Below are 2,182 nucleotides of genomic sequence, written 5' to 3'. Positions count from 1 at the left end.
CAGTCTACATGGACGCGTGGAACGTACGGTTTACGACGTCGAGTTGCTGTTCTCGTGTCAGCTTGACGAAGTTCACGGCATAACCGGAGACGCGGATGGTGAGCTGAGGATAGTTCTCTGGGTGCTCCATGGCGTCGAGCAGGGTTTCCTTCTTCAACAGATTGACGTTGACGTGGAAACCGTTGGCTGCGGCAAAGCCGTCCAGGCAGTTGCTCAGGTTCTCGATACGCTCCGCCTCCGTGTGGCCCATGCTCGAAGGCGTCGCCGAGGCGGTCCAGCTGATGCCGTCGAGAGCGGAATCATAAGGCAGCTTGGCGATGGATGCGCCGGCGGCGACGAAGCCCTTCCTGTCGCGTCCGCTCATCGGATTGGCGCCCGGGGCGAACGGCTCGCCCGCGCGCCGCCCGTCCGGCGTGTTGCCGGTCTTCTTGCCATAGACCACGTTGGAGGTGATCGTCAGGATCGACTGCGTCGGGGTGGCGTCGCGGTAGAAGGCGGGCTGGGCCTTGACCTTGTTCATGAAGGTCTCCGTCAGCCAGACCGCGATCTGATCGGCCCGGTCGTCGTTGTTGCCGAAGGCGGGGTAGTCGCCCTCGATCCTGTAATCGACAGCCAGACCGTTCTCGTCGCGGACCACGTGCACCTTGGCGTATTTGATCGCCGACAGGGAATCCGTCGCCACCGACAGACCCGCAATGCCGCAGGCCATGGTGCGCAGGATGTCGCGATCATGCAGCGCCATCTCGATACGTTCGTAGGCGTATTTGTCGTGCATGTAGTGGATCGTGTTGAGCGCCTTGACATAGGTCTTGGCAAGCCAGTCCATGAGATCGCCGAGCCGGGCCATGACCTCGTCATAGTCGAGGACATCGGCCTTGATCGGCTCGAAGCCCTTCGCCACGGGCATGCCGGTCTTCTCGTCGACGCCGCCGTTGATGGCGTAGAGAAGCGCCTTGGCGAGATTGGCGCGGGCGCCGAAGAACTGCATCTGCTTGCCGATGCGCATGGCCGAGACGCAGCAGGCGATGCCGTAGTCGTCTCCCCATTTGGGGCGCATGAGGTCGTCGTTCTCGTACTGGATGGCGCAGGTATCCGCCGAGACCTTGGCGCAGAAGTGCTTGAACCCCTTCGGCAGGCTGGTGCTCCACAGCACGGTGAGGTTCGGTTCCGGTGCCGGGCCGAGATTGTAAAGTGTGTTGAGGAAGCGGAAGCTCGACCTGGAGACCAGCGTGCGCCCGTCCTCGCCCATGCCGCCCAGCACCTCGGTGACCCAGGTCGGATCGCCGGAGAAGAGCTGGTCGTATTCCGGTGTGCGGAGAAAGCGGACGATCCGGAGCTTGATGACCATGTCGTCGATCATCTCCTGGGCGCTTTCCTCGGTGATGAGGCCGGCGTCCAGATCCCGCTGGATGTAGATGTCGAGGAAGGTGGAGACGCGGCCAAGCGACATCGCCGCCCCGTTCTGCTCCTTCACCGCGGCGAGATAGCCGAAATAGGTCCACTGGATCGCCTCGCGGGCGGTCCTGGCCGGTCGGGAAACGTCATGGCCGTACCGGGCCGCCATCTCGCGCAACTCATCAAGCGCGCGGAACTGTTCGGAAAGCTCCTCGCGCAGACGGATGGTCTTCTCATCGAAGTCGGCGTCGTCGAGGGCGTGGAACTCGGCCTGTTTCTGCGTGCGCAGGAAATCGGTGCCGTAGAGCGCGACACGGCGATAGTCGCCGATGATGCGGCCGCGGCCGTAGGCGTCGGGCAGGCCGGTGATCACGCCGCATTTGCGCGCCGCGAGTATCTCCGGGCTGTACACGTCGAAGATCCCCTGGTTGTGGCTCTTGCGGTAGCGCGTCCAGATTTCCCGGATCTCGGGGGCGAGCTCGTAGCCGTAGGCCGCAAGACCGGCTTCGACCATCCGCAGACCGCCATTCGGCATGATCGCGCGCTTCAGCGGGGCATCGGTCTGCAGGCCGACGATGATCTCCGCGTCCCTGTCGATATAGCCGGCCTCATGGGCGGTGATGGAGGAGGGGCGGTCGGTGGAAACGTCGAGGACGCCCTTTGCCCGCTCCTGCTTCAGAAGCTCCCCCAGCCGCGCCCACAGCGCGATGGTGCGCGCGCTCGCAGGCGCCAGGAACGCCGCATCCCCCTCGTACGGCGTGTAGTTCTCCTGGATGAAGCCGCGTAC

Annotated in this window: 1 protein-coding gene; it reads right to left on the bottom strand. The window is 63.9% G+C overall.

What is annotated here, in order from left to right; translation table 11 throughout:
- Window positions 1-4: 4 nt before the first annotated feature.
- The coding region (gene pflB / locus C8N35_RS23530) for a formate C-acetyltransferase (RefSeq protein ID WP_210203672.1) at window positions 5-2,182 on the bottom strand (2,178 nt) is incomplete at its 5' end.

The organism is Breoghania corrubedonensis (assembly GCF_003053845.1).
In the GTDB taxonomy this organism is placed as follows: Bacteria; Pseudomonadota; Alphaproteobacteria; order Rhizobiales; family Stappiaceae; genus Breoghania; species Breoghania corrubedonensis.
This window is presented reverse-complemented; position numbering and strand designations above follow the sequence as displayed.